Below are 19,172 nucleotides of genomic sequence, written 5' to 3'. Positions count from 1 at the left end.
ATATTTTTTTACAATGAAATCGATTACAATTAAAGGATCAGAAAGAGAAAGCGTGGGTAAAGTAGCAACTAAAGCCTTACGTAATGCTGGATTGGTTCCTTGCGTATTATACGGAGGAAATCAGGCAGTTCATTTCTCAGCAGAAGTTATGGCTTTCAAAAACTTGGTTTACACTCCAAACGCACACACAGTTGTGATTGATCTTGGAAACGGAAAATCATTCAATGCCATTTTACAAGATATCCAGGTTCACCCTGTATCTGACAAGATTTTACATATTGACTTCTTTCAATTATTTGATGACAAAGAAATCACTATGGAAGTTCCTGTACAAATCGTTGGAACATCTAAAGGTGTTCTTGCAGGTGGTGTTTTACGTTTGAACACTCGTAAATTAAAAGTAAAAGCTTTACCAGCAAATCTTCCTGATTTTGTTGAAGCTGACATTACTCCACTTGAAATGGGTAACAAATTGTACGTTACGAAACTTGTTTCTGACAAATACAAATTAATGCACCCAGACAACACTGTTGTTTGTCAAGTAAGAATTTCTCGTGCAGCTATGAAAGCAGCTCAAGAAGCAGCAAAAGCAGCAAAAGCTCCTGCAAAAGGAAAGAAAAAATAATTTTTTTCAATCATTCAAGAAAGCATCAGTTACACAACTGGTGCTTTTTTTTGCTTTATACTTTTTTAGAAGCACACTATTTGTTTTCATAACAACACTCCTCCCGCTGTCCGTTCTATCTTTCATGCCATCCCGAAATGTCGGGATCAGCATAAAAGGATGCCACTACCATCAGGGCTAACTAGAATGATTTTAGTTTTTCATAACGATTTTCCAAAACCATCCTGCAATTCCAACTTTTCCAGTCTTAAATGAACTTAAATTTCTTTTATGGTTTAAAAATTTCAAAAAAAACGAAACGGTTTCGCTCTAATAATTGCTATTAGTTTATTTTTGCAACATGATAAAATGGATAACAAAACGGTTTCTATCTACAAAAACAGCAGACAAAACAGATTATATAAAACCGGAAGTTCACGAACACCAAAAAAACAATATGAAAAGCGTGAGTACTAAATTTTTAATTGTTGGACTAGGCAACATTGGCGCCGAATACGTAAATACACGACACAATATAGGTTTTAAAATTTTAGATTTTTTAGCCAAAAAAGAAGGCCTTACTTTCGAAACCGTAAAGCTAGGATCTCTCGCTGAATACAAGTTTAAAGGAAGAACCTTTTTGCTTTTAAAACCAAATACCTACATGAACCTCAGCGGTAAAGCAGTTCAATACTGGATGACGGCAGCAAAGATTCCGCTTGAAAACATTATGGTTATTACTGACGATTTAAATCTTTCTTTTGGAACCATCCGCATCAAGCCTAAAGGAAGCGACGGAGGACATAACGGACTCAAAAACATTAATTTGATTCTGAACACACAACAATACACTCGTTTTAGATTTGGAATCAGCGACGAATTCAAAAAAGGAAAACAAATAGACTATGTTTTAGGCGATTGGGATGACACAGAAAAAACAGCACTTCCTGAACGACTAGAATTAGCTTCCGAAATCATCAAATCCTTTGGAACAGCTGGATTAGAGAACACCATGACATCCTACAATGGAAAATAAAAAGGGAAGCGCAATTGCTTCCCTTTTTTAATACTATAATTTTTATTTTATACAAGCCTATTCAATAACTAGTTTTTTAACTTCTTTTCTATCGCCATCAATAACTGTAAGAAGATAAATCCCTGTTCGCACATTTTTCAACTGAATATTTTCATTGAAATTTACTCCATTCGAAAATTTGTTTTCGTAGATTTTTCTGCCTAATAAATCATGCACCAATACTTTCACTCCAGACATAGCCGTACTCGTAAATTGGATGTTAAAATTACCTTTATTTGGATTTGGATACACAACAAAATTACCGATATCGAAACTCGGCGCTGCCAGCGTAGTGTATGATTTAGTACAAATAGTTATAGCTGCTGAATTCAAAGTTCCTGTATCGCTAACATAAGCATCTCTAACTCTAAATTGCCAATTCCCTTGAGGATTAAGGCCGTTAAATACATTCAAAGGCTCAAATGGAGATACCGTTTGCGCAGTAGTCGCTCCACAAGCTAACGCAACTCCTAAATCATCATAATTCAATATTAAACTACCAGATTGGTTGCAACTTCTTTCGAATAATTTTACCGTTGTACCTTGTGGGTTAATTACCTCAATTTGTACATCAGACAAATAAGTATGTGTAAAATCTACTGCTACATTCACATCCGAAATTACTCCCGCAGAAGCCGGTACTGTAATTGTTTTTGCGGTGTATGACTGAGAATCAACTATAGCAAATGGAGCTGCAAAATTGTACGTGTTACAAGTTGATGTAACAGCATATCCTATGGCAAAAGGCTCACTATTTATAGCATAATATATATTAGCTGTTGGTTCAATTAAAATTCTACAATTTTCTTTTGCTACACCTGGAGCCGTAATTGTTTCACTGCCATCATTGGGAGTATTAGTAGCTAAAGATGTTGGGAAAGTTAACCCTCCATCCGTGGATAATTTGATATTCACATTGCTAGAACCTGGCAAGGTATTCGTACCATTAACACTCCAAGTAATAGTTTGACTACTTCCTAAAGGCCAACTAGAATCTGCCACATTTTGAGAAGTTACTGCAAACGGACCTATTGTACCACTCACTGTTACAATCTTAGTATCGGTATTCGTTTGTGCAAAACCCTGAGCAGCATTGTCTCTGGCGGTCAGAGTAAAATGAAGTGTTCGTGCTACATCAGAAACAGATTCCCAAGTTGTAGATAATTTATTGATCAAAACACTATTTAGAGCTGGCATGTACCGAACAGGAGAACTCGTTGGCTTCAATGACCGAAAAAGTGGTCCGTCAACTTTTGTTGGAAAAGCAATACTATTTGCACCAGATTCTGTTAGCGCAGTATCATTTTGCTCCCAACAATACGTAAGAGTATTTCCATTAGGATCAGATCCAGTTCCTGTTAAAACAAATGCCGTCCCTTTTGGAATGGTATAATCTAAACCAGCATTAACTGTTGGCGTTTGTCCTGTTAATGATGTACTAGCAAGAATACTTTTTGTTGCAAGATTATCTTGTATTTGCTTAATGCTTACATAGGTAAAATAATCGTCTGAATTACTTTGAACATTATAATCTGTTATTCCAGCATACCCCATAATAGAAGATCCACTTCCTGGCTCAACGCTTACTCCTGTTCCTTCAATATCGTAGGAATAGGTGTGATTTGCACCCAATTGATGCCCCATTTCATGAGCAACAAAATCAATATCAAAAGTATCTCCTTCGGAAATACCATCTGAAGGCGAAGTATAAGCACTCCCTTTTCCAAGTTGATAGGATGGTGTTGAATTTGTAGCTGTTAATGCATCACAAATACAACCTATACAACCAGCATCACCACCTCCGCCAGTAGCCGCAAATAAATGCCCTATATCATAATTCGCTTCTCCTATTACAGTTGTTATCGTACTCTGCACTTCTTTATTCCAAGTTCCTGGACAATCACCAGTACAACCTGTAACAGTAGCTAATCCCACAGCTTCATCTGAATATGGATCAGTAGCAGCATCTGTAAAAATTATATCTGCATTAGTAGCAACAAGATTCAAATGAATTGCTAAATCCTTATTAAAAATTCCATTTACCCTTGTCATCGTTGCATTCATCGCTGTCAATGCACCATTCACAGTGCCTCCATGAAAAGCAGTATACTCTCCTGTACATGACAAAGCCAATCGCACTGTTTTAAAAACAGCTGTATTGGAAATTATTTTACTTGTTTTTTTATACAATTGTTTATTAAGAGCAACATCTTCCGTTTTACAAGCGAAAGAAAGATTCCCTTTTTTTCTGGATTTAGAATTAAAAAGCACATAAACCGACTTGCTTTTAGCATAACGCTCTATAAATTCAGACTCACTATCTCCTCTCAAAATCATAGTTTGAATTCCTTTTGGCGAAAAACTAAAATGTATGGTTGCATTACGATCTGTTATTCCAGTTCCAGCGTAAGCTCTAATTTCAGGAAATTTTGTTTGTAATTCAGGGGCAAAATTCGATGATTCCCAAACCAAAAATGTTTCAAGAATACCTTTAGCGTTTGGAATTGCAATTTGAACTTGACTCTCTTTTGCTGTTTTCCCATTAGCTAACTGTAAAGATTGACTCATCGCCATTTCATCCAATTCAAATACTAATTGCCCTGCTAAATCTGGTTTAGCATTCACCCGATCCGAAAGTGATATTCCGCCTTGATTAATTCTTTTCCATAGCGATGCATTTTGAGCATTAACCGTCGAAAATGAAAATACAAGTAGCGCAAAAAATAATATTCTATTCATGATTTGGAAATAATTTGATACTCAAAATTAAACCATTTAATTCAATTAAGTATCAAAGCATGCTATTTTACAATGTTAAATAGAATTCAATCTAACTTTTAGTTGTTTTTTTGTTCATTTTTTAAAGGATACGCTGAAATCTACCGAAAATCAATTCATCATTACTTTAGATTTGAAATAGATAGTATAAATTTGCAGTATTATAAAACATTTGCTTTGAAAATTTTTCATTCTATTACGGATTTTATTTGCTCAAAAAAGACAATTCTTACGCTAGGCACTTTTGACGGCGTACATATTGGTCATAAAAAAATTCTGGAAAAAATCACTCAATCCCGAAGCGTCGGGACCGAAAACGGAAAATACGAAAGCTTAGTACTTACTTTTTTTCCGCATCCAAGAATGGTTCTTCAGGAACATTCTGATATAAAACTATTGAATACCATTTCTGAAAAAATAGATTTATTAGAACAATCAGGCATTGAAAATCTAGTTATACATCCTTTCGACGAAAGTTTTTCTCAATTGACGGCTGAGGAATTTGTAAAAACAGTTCTTGTAAATAAATTCAATATCCATAAAATAATCATTGGTCACGACCATCGATTTGGCAAAAATCGCACCGCAAATATTGATGATTTAATAGATTTTGGAAAACAATATGGCTTTGAAGTTGAAGAAATATCAGCTCAGGAAATCAATGCTATTTCTGTTAGCTCTACAAAAATTAGAAATGCTTTAGAACAAGGCGATATTGCTTTGGCCAATAAATACTTAGGATATCATTATTTTTTATCTGGTACTATTGTCAAAGGAAAACAACTTGGCAGAACTATTGGCTTTCCAACGGCTAATCTCAAAATAGAAGAAAATTACAAGCTGATTCCTCAAAATGGTGTTTATATTGTTTATAGTATTATAGATGGCGAACGCGTTTTTGGGATGATGAACATAGGATTCAACCCTACTGTTGATGGTGAAAACCATTCAATTGAAATTAATTTTTTCGATTTTGACCAAGATTTATACCATCAAAACATAACTGTTTCTGTTTTACACCGAATTCGTTCGGAACAAAAATTTGAATCCGTATCATTCTTAAAAAACCAACTAGAAATAGACCGGAATGAAGCAAAATCCTTTCTTGACAACTTTTTAAGGAAATAAAAATCTTTTACTAAATTCGAAAAGTGTTACTATTTTTTTGTAATTTTAGTTTCTATTCCATTGTTTATCAGTGAAGTATTATTTTTAACTTTTAAATCTAATCTCATGAAACTACCAAAAGAATTTCGCAACGGATTCATCATCTTTTTAGGAATTGGTCTTTATTTTTTACTGATGATTCTTTTAGGATTGGGAAACATAACAGCCTTACGTTTATTAAACGTGGTTTTTGTTTTTTATGGTGTGAACCAAACTATTAAAATGAACCTTAACGAAGGAAAGAAAAACTTTGTTTCTAATGCTATTTCTGCCTTCGTCACTTCACTAGTTGGAGTTTTCTTGAGTATTATTGGACTTTTGTTCTACAGTTATATGCGAGGTGGAGATACGTATATTCAATCGCTATCTAAAACATTCCTTTTTGGAGGAAATCCTACCGTTAATACCTATTGCATTTCCCTATTGTTTGAAGGAATTGCCTCTTCGGTAATTGTAACCCTGCTTCTTATGTTATACACAAACAACAAATATGTAGCAGATTAAAAATTAATCCCATTTTAAATTCTTTTCTAAATCCATTTTAGAAGGCTGTACATTGCTTGTTTGAAACAATTTGATTACTTTTGGGGCATTAAAAATCGTATCGATGAGTATCACAAAACACAATTGGACTAAAGAAGAAATCATTGCAATATATAACAAACCTATGATGGACTTGCTTTATGAAGCAGCTACTATCCATAGAGAGAATCATGATCCTAACGTAGTTCAAGTTTCAACATTGTTGTCTATAAAAACAGGTGGTTGCTCAGAGGATTGTGGATATTGCCCACAAGCCGCTCGTTACAACACGGATATTGAAGGAAATGACTTAATGTCCGTAAGTCAAGTAAAAGCACAAGCTTTGAATGCAAAATCTGGGGGTTCTTCTCGAGTTTGCATGGGAGCTGCATGGCGAAATGTTAAAGACGGTCCTGAATTTGACCAAGTTCTTGAAATGGTTCGTACCATAAACAAAATGGACATGGAAGTGTGCTGTACTCTTGGAATGATTACTGAAAATCAAGCGCAACGTTTAGCCGAAGCTGGTTTATACGCATACAATCATAATTTAGACACGTCTGAGGAATATTATAAAGAAGTTATATCTACTCGTGGATTTGAAGATCGTTTACAAACTATCGAAAATGTTCGTAAAACAAATGTTACTGTTTGTAGTGGTGGAATTATAGGAATGGGAGAAAGTGTTGAAGATAGAGCTGGTATGCTTGTAGCCCTTTCCACTTTAAACCCACAACCAGAATCCGTTCCGATTAATGCTTTGGTAGCCGTTGAAGGAACACCACTAGAAGAACAAAAACCAGTAGAAATTTGGGAAATGATTCGAATGGTTGCTACTACTAGAATTATTATGCCTGAAACTCAAGTCCGTCTTTCAGCTGGAAGAATGGACATGAGTCGTGAAGGTCAAGCCATGTGCTTTTTTGCAGGAGCTAATTCTATTTTTGCAGGTAGCAAATTATTGACAACTCCAAATCCAGATGTAAACGAAGACATGAAAATGTTTGAAATGCTAGGTTTAATTCCTCAAAAACCTTTCACTAAAGTAGTGCAACCTCAAACTGTTGAAGCTGCTGATTCTAAATTTGAAGCTTTGGGCGAAAAACCAAAATGGTCAAGACCAGGGCACGCTATTGAAAGAAATCTCGAGGCTTCTGTTAAAGGAAAATAAACTCATTTTAATTTTATATATAAAACCATCTGTAAAAAGATGGTTTTTTTATGCCTCAATTTTACTGAAATAGAATTTTTTCAGCAATACTTTTACCGCTCTGTAATTGCATTTCTATAATTAAAACCTGCGGACTTAAATCCAAATCATAAATTGTTGTTTCAGTAGTATCTATATGCTTTTTTTGATATATTTTCCTTCCTAATAAATCATAAATTGACACCTTTTCAATTATTTGGCTAAGAGAACTGATTTTTATTTGTTGATTTTTACAAGAAATTAGAACTAGATTTCCATTTGGATTAAAATCATTCGTACTTAAATTCTTATTTGTATATCGCAAAACAAAACGGTCATTAAAAACTCCTTTTGGGGTATAAAAGGAATATCCTCCTTTTTTCAAATCATAAATTAGATTTGTTGTTTTGTCCTCTATATAAACCGACTGATTGGCTAATAGCCCGTCAATTTCATCGATATTTATATTAAAAGTCCCTTCAACTTCTGTAGTATATCCTATAGGAATTTCATCATTTTCTTCAAAAGGCAAAGCTCTTCCTTGAATGGCTAAATTAACTCCTTGATTGATACTATAAAAATCTAAAAACTCATTCCCATCAAAAGTCTCTCCATCAAACGAACGATCAATTTGATTCGTCGCAGCAGTTGCGTAACCAACTAATATTTGCTTGAAAGCTCCTTGAGTATTGGACAAATTCAACCATATTCGATGCTTTTCTATTCCATTAGAATATTTTATTTTCTCATTCGAATTTGATTTATAGAAAAACGCATTTTGCTCTACAACACGCATACTATCATTAAAAGTAGCCGTTCCGCCACCATTAATACTCGTAACAAAAAAAGATTGGCCTGAAGCGATTTTACCATTTGGTTTACTATTATTCACTCCCGAATTTATAGCTGCACTTGTACCAACCCCTCCCAAAAGATTATACATTGCATAGTCATTTGAGGTATAAATATTATTAGTAATTGGCGTGTTATGCGTCCAAAAATAAATGGTTCCGTCTATAATTCCTGCATTTTTATTTAAGAACAAATCTGCATCTATAGCAGAAGGATACGGATTCCCTATTAAATTCGAAGTATCTGTTGCACCAATCGGAATCGAGACAATCCCATTATTTGGAACACCCTTAAAAACAGCTTCGTATAAAGCAGCAATAGTTGTGGAGTAATCTTGAGGCCCTCTAATAATATAGCCTTTTCCGTTAATCATATTATTCGAAGGAGATTCGGTAATCCAATCCTCAATAGCAGTATCAAAAGAAAAAAACTTGTCTGACAATGTATTTGGAGACACATCAAATAGTTTTTGATTTATCACTGGAGATGACCAATACGTATAATCGAACTTAAAGATTGGAGTTGATTTTCTTTTCACCTCAACAATTCCAGTATTAATACTTTCATCATCAGATTGATACAAACTAGCACCATCTTCTAAAATTAAAGTTCCTAAGCCTATATAATTAAATGTCAGCCCTAAAGTTTTGCCATTTGAAACCACTACTTTTTTACCAGCATCAATAGAACAACTACAGACATTAACCGAATTTGGAATGACATAATCATCGTGAAAAATCAATTCTTTTCCGCCAGAAGGAGGGCCATTAGTCCACAAAGTTCCATTAAGACTAGAACTATTAGTACATAATTTTATCCTAGCCACACGATGTTTTGTTATTCCCGAAACCGAATTAAAATTTCCTCCAATTATAACATCGTAACTCGGCGTAAAGCAACTCGAAAATAATGTGCCGTTTAAATTTACTAAAAAACTATTATCATAACCTCCCGTCGGAAGCAATCTGAGCATCCGTTTTACGATTGTCCCATTATACGTTCCCGAAAAAGTACCTCCAGCCAAAATTCGACCATCGGGCTGAATTAGAATTGTTCTAAGTTCTCCGTTGCTAAATCCAGTTCCTATTGCAAATGAAACATCTAAACTTCCATCCGTATTTAATCTGACTATTCTTTTTGCTGAAACCCCATTATAATTTGAAAATGTTCCACCAAGAATCAATTTATCATCTGCTTGTTTTGCTATTGTATAAACATATTTATCAAATCCAGTTCCTATAGAAAAACCAGCATCAATAGAGCCATCTGTGTTCAAACGAACCAAATGATTATAAGAATTTCCATTGAAAGTCACAAACCTGCCACCAACTACAATTTTACCATCTGACTGCAACAAAACGGTTTCTACAATTGCATCAGCTCCTAATCCGACATTAAAACTTGCATCAATCGTTCCATCAGGCAACAACCGTGTGATTCTATTAACCAGAGTACCGTTATAATTTGTAAAATTTCCTCCAATTATTATTTTGCCATCTGGCTGTAATGCTATTGCATAAATCTGATTATTGGCCCCTGTTCCAACAATAAAACTCGGATCAATGGAACCATCTTCCAAAATTCTTATTATTCTATTTGCCGAAACTCCGTTATAATTCTTAAAACTTCCTACCAAGACCATTTTATTATCTGACTGAATAATTGCATTTCTAATTATTCCATCTGCCCCAGAACCTAATGTATTGAATGTCGCATCTAATGTTCCGTCAACTAATAATCTTGCAATTCTTAATGAACTCGCTCCATTAAACTTTATAAAACTTCCAAAAGCCATTGTTTTAGTATCGGATAATGAAAGTACTTTTAAAACTGAATTATCGAAACCAACACCTGCAGTTAAATAGCCTACGTCCAGAACACCAGAGGCATCAATTTTAGCCAATCTGCCTTGATTTTGAGAATCAAAAACAGAAAACGAACCGCCAATATACCAGGATCCATCTATATCTAGAGCCAAATCATAAATTGTTGCGGTTGCTGGTCCTGTCCCAATATCAAAATTTGGACTTAAAATCCCGTTTGGATTCAATAATACTAATCGGTTTACATCAATTCCGTTGTAGGTACCCGTAAAAGATCCTCCAACCATAATTTCTCCAAGCGCATTTGTTTTTATAACCGTAACGCCACCATTATTAAACCCAGAGCCAGAAACAAAACCAGCATCAACAGAACCATCAGTATTTAAGCGTACGATTCGGTTTGCGGAAGTACCATTGTATGTTGTAAAAGTACCACCAACTAAAATTTTTCCATCAGATTGCAATTCAAGTGCAGTACTAGTTGCGTCAAATCCAGTTCCAGATATAAAAGTAGTATCTACATTACCCGTAGTATCTAATCGAACTATTTTGGAAGTGTTTAAAGTCCCATTAAACGAGTCAAATGAACCCGCTAAAATTAGCTTTCCATCCAATTGGATTTGAACTTCTTCTATAGTAGCACTAGCACCCAACCCAGTTATAAAAGTGGCATCTAAATTGCCATTGGGTAAAATTCTAGCTATTTTATTTGCATTTACACCATTGTATTTTGAAAAACTGCCTACTACAATAATATTTCCATCTGCTTGTAAAGCTAAATCATAAACTATACCTGTATTAACTCCAATAGCTGTGTTAAATGAGGCATCAATAGAACCATCAGCGTTCAACCGAATGAGCCTACTTGCATTCGATCCGTTATAAGTAGTAAAGGAACCTCCCAATAGTATTTTCCCGTCGGGTTGAATTATAGAAGCATATACTTTACCATTAAATCCTGAGCCTAAATCAAATGTTGTGTCTTTTGATCCATCAGGATACAATCTGCTCAAATAAGTAGTAAGCGCTCCGTTAAAATTTAGATAATCTCCACCAACAATTAATTTCCCATCGGGCTGTAAACAAAGTGTCCGCACCGTATTATCAAAACCATCTCCAAGAAGACCATCATCATAGGTATTAAATGTAGTGTCAATTTTTCCTTGCTGTGAATAGCTAAAAGGCATATAAAAAAGAAACAACAAGAGAAAGAAGGTAATCCTCAAGTTCAAGTAGAAAAGTAATTTCATAATCAATATTTTTACATTATCGACATAGCTAGGCTATCTACCCATCGATTATAAAAATATAAAATAAAGATTATTCTTACAATACCAATAATTAGTGATTTTTAAATGCCTTATAAATGAAAAACCCACCTTGTTTCCAAGGTGGGTTTTAAAACTATTCCAATTCAGCTCTATATGACTTTTTTGGAAACCAATTGACCATTAGCTAATTTTATATTTAACACTAATACTTGGTTTTTTAATATCCCATTTGAAATATGCAATTCTTTACTGTTTGACAATTCTTTATCAAACAGCTTTTTTCCATACAAATCAAAAACGGTAACTCTAGAAATATTTTGAAGTTTAGAATCAATAACTAATTCATTTTTATCTTTATAGACCGTAATTTCATTTTCAGATTTATCTGAAATTTCATTTTCCTTATTCGTATAACGCAAAACAAAACGATCATCAAAACTACCCATTTGAGTAGAAAAACTATAGGCCCCTTTCTTTAAATCATGAATAATATGTAACAACTTATCTTCAAGATAAACAGGCGTTTCATCTGTATTAAAAACCCCTTCTTTAGAATCTATATTTATATTAAAAGTCCCTGACACAGAACTAAAATAACCCAAACGAACTTGATCTTCTTTATTAAAAGCAGCTCTGCCTTGAATTTTGTAGATGTCTTCATTTATAAAAGAGTAAAAACTAATGTAATTTCCAGCATCAGATACTAAACCATCATATCCAGAATCATAAGCATTCGTAGCAGCAGCAAAATAACCCACTAATTGTTGGCTAAACATACCATCGGTATTTTCCATATTCAACCAAAGACGATTTTTTACTGTTGATTTCTCTTTACTAGTTGCTACTTTATAAAACTGTGTATTAGCATTTGTAATTGTTGCACCTGAACGCATTGAATTATTAAATTTCAAATTTCCAGCAACATTTGCCTCAACAAAAAAACCTTGCCCAGAAGCTATATAGCCTAATGGTTTAGTATCTACTTGTGCAACTCCTCCTTCTATATTTCCTGTGCCTGTACCCACTCCTCCGCTTAAATTATACATAGCATAGTCGTCCTGTGTGTAGTTATACATTCCAGGTCCTGGATTACTGATAGAAATATCTTGTTTATGTGTCCAAAAATAAAGTGTTCCTGAAATTGAAGCACTATTTTGAGTAATAAAACTATCTGCTGAAATAGCTGATGGATACGGATTCCCAACTAAATTCCAATCATTAGCATTATCCGAATCTGTAGTCAATAGAATTGAAGGCGAAACCACTCCATTATTAAGTGCATTTCCCGTAAAAACCACTGAAGTCCCGGTAAAAGGTCCAGCATCTGGCATACGCACAATAAAACCTTTACCAGGATTACTCATAGAACTGATGTTAGCCCAATCATTTTGATCGTCATCAAACCCATCCGCATTTGAATCAATAAAATTTTCAGGGTGAAAATCAAAAGCATAATCTGTTCTCCATCCCGAAAATATTGCTGGAATAGATATACTTTGAAAAGGGCTTGACCAATACGTATAATCAAATTTTTCATAAGCAGTAGTTGTCTTATTTACTTTGATTGTTCCATTATTAGTTACAACACCCGAATCATTTATCATGACAAGTGAACCTTGATTAGCAATGTCTAAAATACCTCCAGAATTTACTGTTAAATCATTTTGTATTGTCACAAATTTGGTGTCAGGAATAGTAAGTGTTGCGCCATTATTAATAGTCAAGCTACAAGCTTCAAAATTTCCAGAAGTAGCTGCATTATAATCTCCATTTATTAATACGGCTTTATTTATTGCTGGAATTCCATTTGACCATGCTGAGCCGCTCCAAGTAGGACTCAAAGTAGGGCTAATCGTTACAACTACCGAAGTTCTAGGTGTTATATATGATGTGGGTGATGCATATGATGCCTCAACATAAAATGTTGTTGTTGCAGTTATTGAAGATGTATAAGTAGAACCTGTGGCAATTGGCGCTCCTCCGCTAGGAACAGAATACCAGTTATAAGTAGCTCCTGTGGTAGGAGTTGCACTTCCTGTTAGGGTAAAAGAACTTGATTTACAGTCAGAGGTTAATAATACCGAAGCTTTTACAATGTTATATCCTCCATTATTTATTATATCCGTAAAAGTATATTCAGCAGCAGGACTCCCTGTACCAGTACAATAGGCTAAAACTTTCCCTCCAATCTGAATTTCTATATTGTTATTACACAAACCATTACCTGGTGTAGGTAACGCACCTGCTCCAGCCTGAATTGACACATTAGCTGGTAAAACTAAAGTAACTTTATTTGTAAAAACAATATGAGCTAACGGACTAAGACCTTCAGTGATTATAAGTCTAGGTGTATTTAACACGAAAGTTCCTCCACCTGATCCTCCATCTAAAATTAAGGTACCACTAATTGTTAAGGCACCCATCTGCATTGTTGTTAAATCAGCTGTTCCTACAGTTATAACATCTCCAAACTTAATTAGAACTGAACTCGTTCCTGTAAATTGTCCCGGATAACCCTGCGGTGACGTCCCGGATGGGGTAACCCACGAAGTCCCATTATAATATTGCCAGCTTGATAAAGTAGTCCAATTTCCATTTGTTGAATTTGACCTATAATCTCCAAGTGTTTGAGAATAAGCAACTGCTTGTGCAAACAACAAAAATAGAACTGCGAAAATAGTAGATTTGGGTAAAAATATTTTCATAAAAAGTATTTAAAAGATTTGAAATAGAATCTAAAATTTTTTTCTAATAAAAGAAAAATCCTATATTTAGATCAAATTTTAAAAAAGTAACTTTAATAACACAATAAAATCGTTCATATGCATTTTTATCGGACACAGAACTATTTTAAGCCCCTTGAAAATGTATTTTTTACTAAAAATTTCAACTTCTGAATAAAGAAAACATTTACTACAAAATACTCCTTTCCTTATAAATAACAAATTGTCCTTAATCAGGAATTAAGTCCTTTAAATCCATTTTCAAAAAACAACAAATGCCAACTATTCCAACTTTAAAAGAAGCGCTCCAAAAAATAGAACATTATTGTGCTTATCAGGAACGTTGCCATGACGAGGTAATTTCAAAATTGAAATCCTTGAAACTGAATTCAAACGAAATTGACGAAATAATCGTTCATCTTATCGAACATAATTTTCTCAATGAAACACGTTTTGCTTGCAGTTTTGCCCGTGGAAAACACCGAATAAAGTTTTGGGGAAAAATTAGGATTATCAACGAATTAAAATTTCGTAATATCTCACAATACAATATCAACTTAGGGCTTGCAGAAATTACCCCTGAAGAATATGCAACAACATTTGACACATTAGCTCAAAGAAATTGGGATTCTATTAGAGAATCTAACATTCAAAAAAAACGAAAAAAATGTTCTGATTTTTTACTGCGAAAAGGCTTTGAAAGCAATCTAGTTTATGAAAAAATCAAAGAACTAGAACAGTTCTAAATTCACTATAAAGAGACTAAAACGCTCACTGCATTACCACCAAAACCGACTGCATTAACCAATACTTTTTTGATCGGTTTTGTTTGTTTTTGTGCTCTAGCAAAAGGAACTTCTATAAAAGTATTGTGATGCATCATCAAAACTGCCAATTCTAAACTCAAAATTCCAGAAGCGCCAAAAGTGTGACCAATTTTCCATTTATTAGTTGTTAATAAAGGAAGGCTTTCGCCAAAAACTTTCTCAATAGCTTTATACTCTGTAATATCCCCTTTTATGGTTCCGGGAGCATGCATAACAATAGCGTCAACTTCTGTTATATCGGTATTTTGCAAAGCCATTTTCATCGATTTTTGAAAGCAAGTTGCTTCTGCCGAAATAGAAATATTATGCTCTAAAATTTCCGTTGCATAACCAATTCCTTCTATGTAAGCCAACGCATTTTCTTTTTTGCCAATTTCCAAACAACAAACCGAAGCTCCTTCACCAAGAATCATTGTGTTTTGTTTTTTTTCAAAATCTAAAGCTCGATTTGGATAGGTTTCTTGACTGTTCGAATAAATTTTCAGCGCTCGCATTTGGGCAATTGTAAAATCAGTTAAAGGAGCTTCGCTACCGCCAACCAAAAATTTATCAGCCATTCCCGCTCGAAGCCAAGCCACTCCATTTAACAACGAATGCAAAGCCGTAGAACAAGTTATAGAATGAGAGATTTCAGGACCACAACTTTGTAAATCATGAGCCACCCAAGAAGAAATATTCCCTAAAGTGGTTGTAGGCGAAGCCAAAGTTTGCGCTTTCCCTGTTTCTAAATAATCTTTGTAATGTTTTTCAAACAAATCAGTAGCTCCACGGGAAGATCCTATATTAATTCCGAAAACATCATTTGAAGTCCAACCCGCATTTTGTATTGCTTTTCGAGAAGCTGCCATGGCATATAAAACCGACTTATCCAGAAATTTATATTTGATATCTGATTGCTGCAAAGCATCAACTATTTGTTTTGAATCTGAATCCAAAGAAGCAACCAAAGTGTTTTTTTGATCTAAAAACCGTTCCTCAAAACAGGTTTTGTCAGTATTATAATTTTCCCAAATCGTTTCAATTTCATTCCCTAAAGGCGAAATTGAAGCAATTGCAGTAATGGATATTGTCTGTGGCAAAGTAGTACTATTTAATTGCAAAGGTCGCAAAGTTTTTTTCAAAGTTCGTAAGTCATTGAAAAAATTATAAACGAAAATTACATCATGTTGTTATAAAATTTAAACTATTTCCAGTGCATTTTCTACTACTTGATATATTCTTTGTAATTGTTCATCAGTGATAATGTAAGGTGGTAAAATATAAACAATATTACCCACAGGCCTTAGAATTACTCCGTTTTCAATAAAAAAATCATACAATTTGTTTCTCAAGCTGCCATAATAACTAGCCGAACTTTCTGTTTTTATTTCCAAAGCAAAAATCACACCCAACACACGGGTTGTAGTTACTTTGGGATGTTGTTTAATTCGTTCTTGAAAATCCAAATGCCTTTGATTTACCCGAATAATATTCGCTTGCATTTCATCTGTTTGCAAAAGCTCCAAACTCGCTAAAGCAGCTGCACAACCTGTTGGATTTGCTGTAAAAGTATGCCCATGAAACAAAGCTTTATTAATATCATCATTATAAAAAGCATCGAATATATCCGAAGTAAAAGTAGTAATTGCCATTGGGATTGTCCCTCCAGTCAACGCTTTTGACAAACACATCATATCTGGTTTTTCAACCAAATAATCCATCGCAAACGTCTTTCCTGTTTTTCCAAAACCAGTCATTACCTCATCGGCAATAGTTAGCACATTATTTTCTTTACAAATTCGGATTAATTCCTCTAATGATTCAGGTTCAAACATCACCATTCCAGCCGCTCCTTGTACTAAAGGTTCAAAAATAAAACCTGCAACATTATTGCTTTTTATTGCTTTTTTTAAAGCCTCAAAACTTTCTTTTTCCTGCCCTTTTACAGGAACTGGAATCCTAACCACATCAATGAACATTCCTTGAAAAGCTTGCGTGTAAAATGAAATTCCGCTTGCTGCCATAGCTGCAAAGGTGTCCCCGTGAAAAGCATTTTCGAAAGCAATAATAGTAGTCCTTTTTTCTCCTTTATTGAAAAAATATTGTAATGCGACTTTTATAGCTACTTCAACCGCAGTAGAACCATTATCTGAAAAAAATATTTTTTGTTGATTTTTGGGTAGAATTTCAATCAGTTTTTCGGCAACCAAAATAGCTGGTTCATGTGTAAAACCACCAAAAAGAACATGTTCTAAAGTTGTTAGTTGCTTATAAATTGCATCTGCTATAACCGTGTTAGAATGTCCATAAGGATTCACCCACCACGAAGCGATCGCATCTATAAATTCCTTGTCATTTTCATCCCAAAGCAAAGCTCCTTTCCCTTTTTTAATTGCAATAGGAAGTGCTGCAGTTTTGTGTTGCGTATAGGGATGCCAAAGGTGTTGACGGTCTCTTTCTGTTAAGTTCATTTTGTAAAGATAAAAAGAAGCAAAAAACAAGAAGCAAGAAAAATTTAAATCAAATCTTGTTTCTTTATTCTCGTTTCTTTATTTATAGATCTAATAATTTCTGTCGAAACAAATCAGCGTATTCCCGAATTACATTTTGGTCAAAATAGGGTTCTTGTTCTATTCTACCTATGGATTTTAAACCTGTTTTACTCAGAATTATTGTTTCGGTAGCTTTATTTTCTTCTCCAGAAAAAATAATTCCAGCAATATTTATTTTCCGATTTCGCAAGGCTTCAATAGTTAGCAAAGTATGATTTATGCTCCCTAAATAATGCCTAGAAACAACTATAACTTTATAATCAGGTTGAATCAAATCTATAACGCAGTCTTTATCGTTTAAAGGAACAAAAACACCACCCGCACCTTCAATAACCAGATGATTCTGAGTTTTAGGCGCAACAATTTTATTCAAATCAATCGTGATTTTATCTATTTCTGCTGCAAGATGTGGACTTGCTGGCGTTTGAAGTGCATAACTATTTGGGTGAATTACTGATTTACTATTTGACAAAAATGATTTGATTTTATGACTGTCAGAATGCTCTAAATCCCCTGCTTGAATGGGTTTCCAATAATCTGCCTCTAATGATTCCGTAATAATAGCAGAAGCAATTGTTTTGCCTACATCTGTTGAAATTCCTGTTATGAATAGTTTCATTATTCTGTTTTAAAATACAAAGTTACTTAACAAAGTCAAGACTTCTGAAATTTCTTCGGGCGAATTAAAACTATGCAAACAAAACCGCAAACGTTCCTGTCCTTCGGGAACAGTTGGAGATAAAATAGCTTTGACATCAAATCCTTTTTCTTGAAACTGATTGGCAATTGATTTGACATGTTCATTCCCCGGAATTATAGCGGATTGAATAGCAGATTTACTTCGGACAAAAATTGGTTTCAAGCTAAGACTATTTTTCATTTTATTGAAATGAGAAATGTTGTTTTTTAATGCTTGAATAGCCTCTGGATTTCCATTTAAAAATTGATACGCAACTAAAATTGTTGCAACCGAATGTGGAGAAAGTCCTGTTGTATAAATAAAACTTCGGGCAAAATTAACTAAATAGGCTTTCAATTCCGGAGAGCCTAAAACTGCTGCCCCATGACATCCTAATCCTTTTCCAAAAGTCATAATGCGGGCAAAAACATGATCTTGCAAACCTAACATTTGGACTAATCCTTCTCCTCCCGAAGTTTCGGGAGAACCAAAAACTCCCAATGCATGTGCTTCGTCAATAACCAAATAACAATTGTATTGGTCTGAAACCCGTACTAATTCTTCTAGGTTTGGCGTATCTCCATCCATTGAAAAGACTGATTCTGTAACGATATAAATAATTGTATCTTGATTTCTCAAAATTAAATGTTCTAAATCTTCAAAATCGTTGTGTTGAAATTTATATGCTTTCGCGTTAGATAATTTGATTCCGTCACGAATGGAAGCGTGGCACAATTCATCATACAAAATCAAATCTCCTTTCTGAGGAACGGAACTAAAGAAACCTACATTCGCATCATAGCCCGAATTGAAGATTAAAGCAGTTTCTGACTGATGGAATTTTGCAATAAAATCTTCTGTTTCTGTATATAATTTATGATTTCCAGAAAGTAATCGGGAGCCAGTAGCCCCATTTTTTTTTATGTTTCTATCCAATAAAAACTGATGTGTAGTATCAAAAACGAAGTCAGAGTTTGACAATCCAAGATAATCATTAGAAGCAAAATCCACTAAATCAATACTCAAAGGCAATTGCCGCAAGGCGTTATTTGCGATTCTTAACTCTAGTTTATCAGAAAGGTTTTTCGGGAATTTTTTCATACGTTACAAAAATAAGCATCTTTTTTGGTT

General features: G+C 34.2%; 13 protein-coding genes. 6 read left to right on the top strand and 7 right to left on the bottom strand.

The genetic code is table 11. From position 1 onward, the window contains the following. Positions 1–13 precede the first annotated feature (13 nt). Together C8C88_RS06605 and pth are read left to right on the top strand one after the other, a co-directional pair. Complete coding sequence (locus tag C8C88_RS06605) at positions 14–625, top strand: 50S ribosomal protein L25/general stress protein Ctc (RefSeq protein WP_121337354.1); 612 nt, start codon at positions 14–16, stop codon at positions 623–625. A gap of 340 nt (positions 626–965) precedes the next feature. Further along, positions 966–1,640 carry an aminoacyl-tRNA hydrolase gene (pth, locus tag C8C88_RS06600; RefSeq protein WP_121337353.1) on the top strand — a complete coding sequence of 225 codons (675 nt, stop codon included), beginning with the start codon at positions 966–968 and terminating at the stop codon, positions 1,638–1,640. Positions 1,641–1,697: 57 nt separating this feature from the next. On the opposite strand, the gene C8C88_RS06595 is transcribed toward pth, so the two are convergent. Continuing rightward, complete coding sequence (locus C8C88_RS06595) at positions 1,698–4,418, bottom strand: reprolysin-like metallopeptidase (protein WP_121337352.1); 2,721 nt, start codon at positions 4,416–4,418, stop codon at positions 1,698–1,700. Between the two features lie 216 nt (positions 4,419–4,634). Between C8C88_RS06595 and C8C88_RS06590 the strand changes: the two genes are divergently transcribed. The 3 genes from C8C88_RS06590 (at position 4,635) to bioB (ending at position 7,317) form a co-directional block, all read left to right on the top strand. Next, positions 4,635–5,585: a bifunctional riboflavin kinase/FAD synthetase gene (locus C8C88_RS06590; RefSeq protein WP_121338592.1), complete on the top strand. Its 951-nt coding sequence runs from the start codon at positions 4,635–4,637 to the stop codon at positions 5,583–5,585. Positions 5,586–5,690: 105 nt separating this feature from the next. Continuing rightward, positions 5,691–6,128 carry a hypothetical protein gene (locus tag C8C88_RS06585; RefSeq protein WP_121337351.1) on the top strand — a complete coding sequence of 146 codons (438 nt, stop codon included), beginning with the start codon at positions 5,691–5,693 and terminating at the stop codon, positions 6,126–6,128. 103 nt (positions 6,129–6,231) lie between these two features. Beyond that, complete coding sequence (gene bioB / locus C8C88_RS06580) at positions 6,232–7,317, top strand: biotin synthase BioB (RefSeq protein ID WP_121337350.1); 1,086 nt, start codon at positions 6,232–6,234, stop codon at positions 7,315–7,317. 61 nt (positions 7,318–7,378) lie between these two features. On the opposite strand, the gene C8C88_RS06575 is transcribed toward bioB, so the two are convergent. Continuing rightward, positions 7,379–11,260, bottom strand: coding sequence for a T9SS sorting signal type C domain-containing protein (locus tag C8C88_RS06575; RefSeq protein ID WP_121337349.1), 3,882 nt, complete (start codon positions 11,258–11,260; stop codon positions 7,379–7,381). Between the two features lie 170 nt (positions 11,261–11,430). Beyond that, positions 11,431–13,986, bottom strand: coding sequence for a T9SS sorting signal type C domain-containing protein (locus tag C8C88_RS06570; RefSeq protein WP_121337348.1), 2,556 nt, complete (start codon positions 13,984–13,986; stop codon positions 11,431–11,433). Between the two features lie 293 nt (positions 13,987–14,279). Here C8C88_RS06570 and C8C88_RS06565 point away from each other — a divergent pair, with 293 nt between their 5' ends. After that, complete coding sequence (locus C8C88_RS06565) at positions 14,280–14,750, top strand: regulatory protein RecX (RefSeq protein WP_121337347.1); 471 nt, start codon at positions 14,280–14,282, stop codon at positions 14,748–14,750. Positions 14,751–14,755: 5 nt separating this feature from the next. Here the strand turns inward: C8C88_RS06565 and C8C88_RS06560 are convergent, their stop codons facing one another. The 4 genes from C8C88_RS06560 to C8C88_RS06545 all read right to left on the bottom strand — a co-directional run bounded on the left by C8C88_RS06560 (position 14,756) and on the right by C8C88_RS06545 (position 19,142). Further along, positions 14,756–15,910 (bottom strand): beta-ketoacyl synthase N-terminal-like domain-containing protein, encoded by a 1,155-nt coding sequence (locus C8C88_RS06560; RefSeq protein ID WP_121338591.1) that lies wholly within the window; start codon positions 15,908–15,910, stop codon positions 14,756–14,758. A 99-nt stretch (positions 15,911–16,009) separates the two neighbouring features. Further along, positions 16,010–17,281: an adenosylmethionine--8-amino-7-oxononanoate transaminase gene (bioA, locus tag C8C88_RS06555; protein ID WP_121337346.1), complete on the bottom strand. Its 1,272-nt coding sequence runs from the start codon at positions 17,279–17,281 to the stop codon at positions 16,010–16,012. Between the two features lie 82 nt (positions 17,282–17,363). Continuing rightward, on the bottom strand, positions 17,364–17,981 hold the full coding sequence (gene bioD / locus C8C88_RS06550) for a dethiobiotin synthase (RefSeq protein WP_121337345.1): 618 nt from the start codon (positions 17,979–17,981) through the stop codon (positions 17,364–17,366). 9 nt (positions 17,982–17,990) lie between these two features. Continuing rightward, a complete protein-coding gene (locus C8C88_RS06545) occupies positions 17,991–19,142 on the bottom strand; it encodes an 8-amino-7-oxononanoate synthase (protein ID WP_121337344.1) in 1,152 nt (383 codons plus the stop codon). Positions 19,143–19,172 lie beyond the last annotated feature (30 nt).

It is taken from the genome of Flavobacterium sp. 123 (genome assembly GCF_003634825.1).
GTDB lineage: Bacteria > Bacteroidota > Bacteroidia > Flavobacteriales > Flavobacteriaceae > Flavobacterium.
This window is presented reverse-complemented; position numbering and strand designations above follow the sequence as displayed.